Source organism: Actinacidiphila oryziradicis (genome assembly GCF_005047355.1).
Taxonomy (GTDB): Bacteria; Actinomycetota; Actinomycetes; order Streptomycetales; family Streptomycetaceae; genus Actinacidiphila; species Actinacidiphila oryziradicis.
Genome location: NZ_SUMC01000198.1, coordinates 1 through 7,707, shown reverse-complemented (window position 1 = coordinate 7,707; position 7,707 = coordinate 1). Strand labels below are relative to the sequence as shown.

General features: G+C 73.5%; 9 protein-coding genes. 5 read left to right on the top strand and 4 right to left on the bottom strand.

What is annotated here, in order from left to right:
- A partial coding sequence (locus tag FCI23_RS64485) for a hypothetical protein (protein WP_211265873.1) occupies positions 1-626 on the bottom strand: 626 nt, incomplete at its 3' end.
- A 417-nt stretch (positions 627-1,043) separates the two neighbouring features.
- Between FCI23_RS64485 and FCI23_RS64480 the strand changes: the two genes are divergently transcribed.
- On the top strand, positions 1,044-2,057 hold the full coding sequence (locus tag FCI23_RS64480; protein ID WP_136731184.1) for a zinc ribbon domain-containing protein: 1,014 nt from the start codon (positions 1,044-1,046) through the stop codon (positions 2,055-2,057).
- Here FCI23_RS64480 and FCI23_RS52910 read toward each other — a convergent pair.
- Positions 2,054-2,413 carry an ArsR/SmtB family transcription factor gene (locus FCI23_RS52910; RefSeq protein ID WP_136731181.1) on the bottom strand — a complete coding sequence of 120 codons (360 nt, stop codon included), beginning with the start codon at positions 2,411-2,413 and terminating at the stop codon, positions 2,054-2,056. The genes FCI23_RS64480 and FCI23_RS52910 overlap by 4 nt on opposite strands.
- A 98-nt stretch (positions 2,414-2,511) precedes the next feature.
- On the opposite strand from FCI23_RS52910, the gene FCI23_RS52905 reads away from it, so the two are divergent.
- Both FCI23_RS52905 and FCI23_RS52900 read left to right on the top strand, forming a co-directional pair.
- Complete coding sequence (locus FCI23_RS52905; RefSeq protein ID WP_136731179.1) at positions 2,512-4,506, top strand: heavy metal translocating P-type ATPase; 1,995 nt, start codon at positions 2,512-2,514, stop codon at positions 4,504-4,506.
- Positions 4,503-4,907, top strand: coding sequence for a (2Fe-2S) ferredoxin domain-containing protein (locus FCI23_RS52900; RefSeq protein WP_136731176.1), 405 nt, complete (start codon positions 4,503-4,505; stop codon positions 4,905-4,907). The genes FCI23_RS52905 and FCI23_RS52900 overlap by 4 nt, the downstream gene beginning before the upstream one ends.
- Positions 4,908-5,297: 390 nt before the next feature.
- Here FCI23_RS52900 and FCI23_RS52890 read toward each other — a convergent pair whose 3' ends face one another.
- Positions 5,298-6,335 carry a cation diffusion facilitator family transporter gene (locus tag FCI23_RS52890; RefSeq protein WP_136731170.1) on the bottom strand — a complete coding sequence of 346 codons (1,038 nt, stop codon included), beginning with the start codon at positions 6,333-6,335 and terminating at the stop codon, positions 5,298-5,300.
- Between the two features lie 250 nt (positions 6,336-6,585).
- On the opposite strand from FCI23_RS52890, the gene FCI23_RS52885 reads away from it, so the two are divergent.
- The gene (locus tag FCI23_RS52885) at positions 6,586-7,002 is read left to right on the top strand and encodes a hypothetical protein (RefSeq protein ID WP_136731167.1); all 417 of its coding nucleotides are present in this window, start codon (positions 6,586-6,588) and stop codon (positions 7,000-7,002) included.
- An 80-nt stretch (positions 7,003-7,082) separates the two neighbouring features.
- Entirely contained in the window at positions 7,083-7,274 is a 192-nt protein-coding gene (locus FCI23_RS52880) for a hypothetical protein (RefSeq protein ID WP_136731166.1), read from the top strand.
- A gap of 200 nt (positions 7,275-7,474) precedes the next feature.
- Here FCI23_RS52880 and FCI23_RS57845 read toward each other — a convergent pair.
- On the bottom strand, positions 7,475-7,707 hold a 233-nt coding region (locus tag FCI23_RS57845), incomplete at its 5' end, for a hypothetical protein (protein WP_169317435.1).

The following is a 7,707-nucleotide window of genomic DNA, read 5'->3' as shown; positions in this document are numbered from 1 at the left end:
GTGCTGTCGGAGCGGGTGTCCTTCCTCGCCGGGCTGTGCCAGGACTTGACCCGGGCTCTGATTGCTTCCCGGTGGGATGAGGCCTCGCTGGATGTGCTGGCCGCCGGGGTTGATTGCGCGGGTGAGGAGTTGCCGTCCAAGGGGTGGATGGCACTTCGCCGCCTGGACTGGCAGGGCGCCGCCGCGCCTGCCGAGGGCGTGTATGTCTCGGACCGGGTGCGGCGGGCCGCCCAGGAGTACGCGGCACGCACCCTGCGGCTGGCCCTGCACCGGCGCACCCTGGTGGCGGCGATCCTCACGACGTGGCCCGGCGACCCGCACCGGCGCTCCGAGGGTGAGTGGCGGGCGTTGCGGGCCGCGCTTCCCGCCGGGGTGAGTGGTGCGGAGATCCGCAACCGGACCCGGCAGGTGTGCGCGTATCTGCGCGAGAGCGGGCGGTTGCCGGCGGGTTTGTGTGAGCTGGAGGGGCCGCCCGCGGTGGCGGCGCAGGTGGTGCTGGCGGCGATGGACCGCCAGCAGGTCACCTTGGAGCGGGTGGATGGCAGGACGGCCCGGCTGCGGGTCAAGCTCCCGCTGTGCGCGGCCCCGGCCTCGGGGCGGGACTGGGCCTGGCATGTGATCGACATCCGGCTGCCGGGCACTGTCGGGGGCGAGTCGGTCCTGCACACCCCCACCCTGCGCCCCACCCGCAGCGGCCGGATCGCGGTGGACCTGCCGCACTCGCGCCCCACCCCGTCCACGAAGGCGAGCGGGCATCGGGTGGCGCTGGGCTTCGACTGGGGCGTCAACACCCTGCTCACCGGCGCCCTCGGCCGCCTGGCCGGACGGGGCCAGACCCTCCGGGTGGTCACCGACGGCCGCCCCCTGATCTTCGACGCCACCGCGATCAGCGCGAAACTGCACCGGCTGCGCGCCCACCGCGAACACCTCGCCACCAGACGCGACCACTACCAAGCCCTCGCGGACAGCCCCCGCGCCCCGCACCCGGCCAGGGCTGAACTCCTCGCGCGGGCGGCGGTACTGGAGCTGGAGCACATGCGGCTGTGCGCCCGCATCCGCCACCTCAACGGCGCGCTGGCGTGGTCGGCGGCCCACTGGGCTGTCGGCCAGGCCACCGCGCTCGGCGCAAGCGTCATCTACCTCGAAGACCTCGCCACCCTGGAAGCCCGTGGCCGCAGGCGCGGCTGTCCGGGCAGGTCCGCGGCACCGTCACCGAGGCGATCCGGCACCTGGCCGCGAAGGCCGGGATCACGGTGGTCACCGTCCCGGCCCGGGGCACCTCCAAGCTGTGCCCCGGCTGCCTCGGCAAGCTCACCCACCACCCCGCCCCCGACCGGCTTCACGAGCGGGGCTGGAAATGGGCGCACTGCGCGGGCTGCGGACTGTCCATGGACCGGGACCATGCCGCCGCCCGCCGGATCGTCTGCCGCGGCCTGCTCGCCCAGGCCCACACCACCACCGAACGCGCCACCAGTGCCCGGACCATCCGCACCACCATCGAGGGCACCGTGCGCCTGGTGAGGCGTCCGAAGAAGACCACCCGCCGTCTGCGCCGACAGCGCCGCGCAGAGCAGGCCCCGCCCCGCCCGCGCAGGCCCAAGGCCACCGAGGGCAAGCAGCGCCCCACCCCCAGCAGGCCGAGCAGCACCCGGCACCGAGGTGCCCGGCGCGCCGCCCCGGCACAGGCCCCGGGCCACAAGACTTCCCGCCGTATGCCCGATGTGCGTACGGTCCCCGCCACCACCCCCACCACGGGGGCAGTCCAGCGTCCGGCGGGGCATGACACCACGACACCAGCCGCCGTATCCGGGCCGGTGCCAGGTCATGGAGTACCCGCACCCCACCGACCCGAAGATCTTCTTCCGGCCGGCCGGAGGCGGCTCTCACACAGAACCTGCCGGCAGCGCACCCGCGCCGCCAAGCGGACCGGCTTCCACCACCTGCACGCCACCGAGGTCCACCCCCTCACCCCGAGGTTCGGACCACCAGACGGCAACCGCACACGGCCACGCCGCGCCCGAAAAGCCTGGAAACCACAGGCACACACAGAGTTCTAGAGACGCTCATCGCGCAGGCCCAGGCGCAGGTGCTCGACGTGGAAGAGGGCCTGGTCGAGGAGTTCGGCGACGTGGTGGTCGTACAGGGCGTAGACGATCGAGCGGCCCCGGCGCTCGCCGGTGACCAGGCCGAGGTTGCGCAGGAGGCGGAGTTGGTGGGAGCAGGCGGACTGCTCCATGCCGACCGCGTCGGCCAGGTCGCCGGCCGCGCAGGGGCCTTCCTGGAGGCGGGCCAGGATGTACAGGCGCGAGGGGGTCGCCAGTGCCTGGAGTGTCGCGGCGACGTCGGTGGCCCCCACGGTGTCCAAGCGTTCTCGGGTGGTGGCGGTGGTTTTGTCGTCAACTCCGTGGCCCATGGCGACCATCCTACCGAAGACGAATGAAGAGGTGTTCATTCGTTCCTGTACGGTGGATGGGTCGCTTCGTGCTGTCTGCGAGAAGGAATCCCATCCGCATGTCCTCCACCCTCACCCAGCGCCCGGCCCCGGCGGCCGGCGGCCGGGACACCATCGCCCCGCGGCGGCGCACGCGTGTGTTGGCGCTGGCCGAAGCCCGCTGGGCCGCGGCTGCCCTGGTGCTGTTCCTGATCGCGCTGCCACTCCAGCTGACCGGCGCCCCGGCCTGGGCATGGGGCCCGCTTTATGCGGCGGCCTATGTCACGGGCGGCTGGGAGCCGGCCTGGGCCGGATTGCAGGCGCTGCGGGAGAAGACCCTGGATGTGGACCTGCTGATGATCGTCGCCGCGATCGGTGCGGCCTCGATCGGGCAGGTGATGGACGGTGCGCTGCTGATCGTCATCTTCGCCACCTCCGGCGCCCTGGAGGCACTGGCCACCGCCCGCACCCAGGACGCGGTCCGCGGCCTGCTCGACCTCGCCCCGGCCACCGCCACCCGCCTGGCCGACGACGGCAGCGAAGACACGGTCGCCACCGCCGAACTGGCCGTCGGGGACACCATCCTGGTCAGGCCCGGCGAGCGCGTCGGCGCCGACGGCCGCGTGCTGGACGGGGCCAGTGAGGTCGACCAGGCCACCGTCACCGGCGAACCCCTACCGGTGGCGAAGGAGGCCGGTGACGAGGTCTTCGCCGGCACTTCGAACGGCACCGGCGCCCTGCGGATCAAGGTCGAGCGGGACGCCTCCGACTCCGTGATCGCCCGGATCGTCGCGATGGTCGAGGAAGCGTCCGAGACCAAGGCCCCGACCCAACTGTTCATCGAGAAGGTCGAGCAGCGGTACAGCCTCGGCATGGTCTTCGCCACCCTGGCCGTCTTCGCGATCCCGCTGGGCTTCGGCGCGGGCCTCACGGGCTCGCTGCTGCGGGCCATGACCTTCATGATCGTCGCCTCCCCGTGCGCCGTGGTGCTGGCCACCATGCCGCCGCTGCTGTCCGCCATCGCCAACGCCGGACGCCACGGCGTCCTGGTCAAGTCCGCCGTCGTCATGGAGCGCCTCGGCCAGGTCGACACCGTCGCCCTGGACAAGACCGGCACCCTCACCGAAGGCACCCCCCGCGTCACCGACATCCGCCCCCTGGCCGGCTCCGGCCTGGACGAGGACGCTCTGCTGGCGCTGGCGGCCGCGGCCGAGCACCCCAGCGAGCACCCGCTGGCCCGCGCTGTCGTGGACGCCGCCCGCACTCGGGGCCTGGCCATCCCGGACATGCGGGACTTCACCTCCACCCCCGGCATCGGGGTCACCGCCAGCGTCGACGGCCGTAAGGTCGCGGTCGGCGCCCCGGCCCGCCTGCTGGACGGCGCCGGTGACGCGGCCTCGGCCCGCGCCGAGACGGTCGCGGCCGGGCTGGAGGACGGCGGCCGCACCGCGGTCCTCGTCCAGCGCGACGGCGCCCCGGTCGGTGTGCTCGGCATCGCCGACCGGCTGCGCCCCGACGCCGCCGTCACCGTCGCCTCCCTGGCCACGCTGACCGGCACCACACCGATGCTGCTGACCGGAGACAACCCGCGCGCGGCCGGCCGACTCGCCGAAGAGGTCGGCATCACCGACGTCCGTGCCGGTCTCCTGCCCCAGGACAAGGTCACCGCCGTCCACGAGCAGGAGAAAGCGGGGCGCAAGGTGCTGGTCATCGGCGACGGCGTCAACGACGCTCCCGCCCTGGCCGCCGCTCACACCGGCATCGCCATGGGCCGGGCCGGCTCCGACCTCGCCCTGGAGACCGCCGACGCCGTCATCGTCCGCGACGAACTCGCCACCGTCCCCACCGTCATCGCGCTCTCCCGCGCGGCCCGCCGACTGGTGGTGCAGAACCTGGTCATCGCCGGGGCGTTCATCTCCGGCCTGGTCATCTGGGACCTGGCCGGCTACCTGCCGCTGCCACTCGGCGTACTGGGCCACGAGGGCTCCACCGTCATCGTCGGCCTCAACGGCCTGCGCCTGCTGCGCGACGCCGCCTGGAACCGGGCCGGCGTCCCGGCCGGGGACGCGCGGTGAGCCGCCGCAGCAAGAAGGCCGCCCCCGCGCCGGGTGCGGCCCGTCCCACCGTCACCGTCTGCCGCGGCTGCTGCTGCGGCACCCCCAAAGTCCCGCACCTGGACCACGAGGCCCAGCTGGCCGACCTGCGCACCTCGCTGGCCGGTGTGACGATGGTGCGGCGTACCGACTGCCTGGACGCGTGCGAGCGTGCCAACGTCATCGTCATCCAGCCCTCCGCCGAAGGCCGCCAGGCCGGCGGACGCCCGGTCTGGCTCGGCCAGGTCAACGACCCCGACGCCGCCACCGACATCACCACCTGGGTGAAGAACGGCGGGCCCGGCCTGGCCGACCCGCCCGCCATCCTGGACCTCTACACCTTCACCCCCTCCCGCCGTGTCCGGCACGAACTCGACGACTGATCGCCCCCCGGGCTCAGGGGCGCCAGCGCTTCAGCCGCCCGATGGACGCCGTCGACCCCGCCCTGGTCGACCCTGCCCTGGTCGACCCTGCCCTGGTCGACCCCGCGGAGACCGCCCTGCGCGGCCTGCCCGATGTCGTACCGCGCGCAGGACGGAACGTGCGCCTGCCGCCGACCGTGAGGACCGGCCGCAGCCGGACGGTCTCGCCGGGGCGTCCGGCAAGACCGTCCGGCGTCCGGTATCCCGGCAGTCAGCCGCCTGGCCGATGGTGCAAGGCCGGTCGCGCCGCCGACGGGCCGCGGCCAGGCCCGGGGTTCCCACGCCTGGCCCTGTCTGCCCGTCGTCTCTGTCCGTTCGGACACGCCCGCCGGCGCGCCGGTGCGTGAGCCATCAGTGCATGTGGGGGCCGGGTCGGTGGACGGGGCCGTGGGCGTTGTCGCAGTGCGGGTCCCGGTAACCGCCGGCCGGGGTGGTGATCTGCAGGAGTTCCGGGGCGCCGTCGTCGCCGACATGGTCGACCTGCAGCGTGGCGTGGCCGATGCGGTACTGCTCCCGGAGCAGGCTCTGCAGGCCGCGGCGCACGGCGTGGCAGTCGCCGCCCGGCTGGACCAGGACGTGGGCGGACAGGGCGAGCTGGCCGGAGGTGATCTGCCACACGTGCAGGTCGTGGACCTCGACCACGGCGTCCTGGGCTGCCAGCCGGTCACCGAGTACGTCGGGGTCAAGGCCGGCGGGCGCGGCTTCGAGGAAGATCCGTCCGGAGTCGCGGACCAGTCCGTAGCCGGCCTTGAGCATCAAGACCACCACGAGCAGGGAGGCGATCGCGTCCGCGCGGGCGAAGCCGGTGGTGAGCACGATGGCTCCGGCGATGGCAGTGGCGATGAAGCCGAACAGGTCGGTGAGGATGTGCTGGTAGGCGCCCTCGACGTTCAGCGAGGTGCGGTTGGCCTTGGAGATGCACCAGGTGGCCACCAGGTTGACCGCCACTCCGATCAGAGCGGTGAGCAGGACCAGGCCGCCGGTGACCTGCGGCGGGGAGATGAGCCGGCGGACGGCCTCGTAGGCGAGCCAGACCGACAGCAGCAACAGGGTCAAGCCGTTGGCCTGCGCGGACAGGATCTCCACGCGCTTGAGGCCGTAGGTGAACTGTCCCTTCGCCGGGCGGGCCGCCAGCCGCATCGCGATCAGCGCCAGCACTATGGAGGCGACGTCGGTGAGCATGTGCGCGGCGTCCGAGATCAGCGCCAGTGAGTTGGCCAGCACCCCGACCACGACCTCGGCGAGCATGAACACGCCGATCAGCATCAGGGCGGTCATCAGCCAGCGCCGGTCGGCATCCGCGGACACCCCGTGGGCGTGTCCCGCATGGCCGCCCTCGCCCTCGTGAGTGTGGCCACCGCCGTCGTGGTCGTCGTGGTGGTCGGACACGGGAGCTCCCAGTGGTCGCGGTCATGTTCGGCAGGAGTCAAGTCAACCGCGTCCGGCAGGCTTCCACCAAAGGCTGCAATGGGGACCGTTACCACTGTCACCTGCGTTGATGGCTGGGGCGGTGTCCTACGCCGAACGGGTGACATGCCACTCCCGTTCGAGTGACAACGGCTGCGTGGCACCCCCGGCCGCGTCGACCATGCCAGTGACGGCACCGGCTGGAAGCAGTGAGCGGGAGGCGAGCGCGCGGATGCTACCTCGATCCCTCTCCCTGGCCAGGTCCGGGGCCGCCGCGCTCCTGCTGGGCGTGCTGATGCTGCTGCACGCCCTGTTCACCCCCGGCTCTTCGCACCTGGCCGCCGAAGAGCCCGGATGTCCCCACGCAAGGATCACCGCTGCCGCTCCGGCCGTGCAGCGCCCGCTCCATGGCCCGCAGCCGGCCGTCGCTGCCCCGGCCGGCGGCAACCACCCAGAACATGACCCGGCCACCCGCCTCTGCCCCGGTGCCGCGGCCACCCGGCTCCTGGGCCATCCGTCCCTGCCGCGGGCCGGCGCCACCTCGGCCACCGATCCCCTCCCGGCGCCTGCTTCGGCGGACCCTCCCGCTTCCCGCGCCACCGCCCCCGGCGGCCCGCGGGCGGTACTGCGGCAGATCCTGCGCTGCTGACCGGACCGGCCGCCGCCCCGTGCAAGCACGGGGCGGCGCCCTACCGCCCGGTCCGCAAACCCCCCTGCCGCAGGAGAACCATGCCCACCGACCCCCACCAGGCCATCAGCGCGCTGGTACGCGCCGAGGCCACCCGGACCACCAAGCCCGCCACGTCGGCGCCCACTGCGCCGCCGACCGCACTCACCGACCCGGCCCCGGCCCCGCCCCCGCCGCCCCGGCCCGCCAGGGCACTGCTGCGCTGGTTCCGGCGCCGTTCCGCCTCGGAGTGACCATCCGTGCGCCGGCCGGCTTCCGGCCGGCGCACCCGCCCCGTGCACCGGACCCCGGGTGAATGCACTTTCCGGAGACCAACCGAGCCGTCATGGCCAACGGAGCCGACGGCAGGGCACCGCCACCACCCGCGAACGACCGGAGGCCGTGGGAACCGCCGACATCGCCACGATCCTCCGGGCCATGGCCACCCACCCCCTCATGGCTGCGGATTCTCGCCCGTCTTCAGGAAGGGACCTGCGCGGTCGGCGGCCTCGCCGAGGCCGCCCGCACGGCGCGAGATACGCGGCGGCAGCGACGGCGATGAGGAGGACGAGGAACTCGAACCCCTCAAGCTCCAGCGCAAGGCGGCCTCTCCGGCCACCTGGGCCGTCGTGGCGCAGACCCTGGCCACCCTGGCCGTGATCTTCTTCGCGTCCCAGCTGTTCGTGA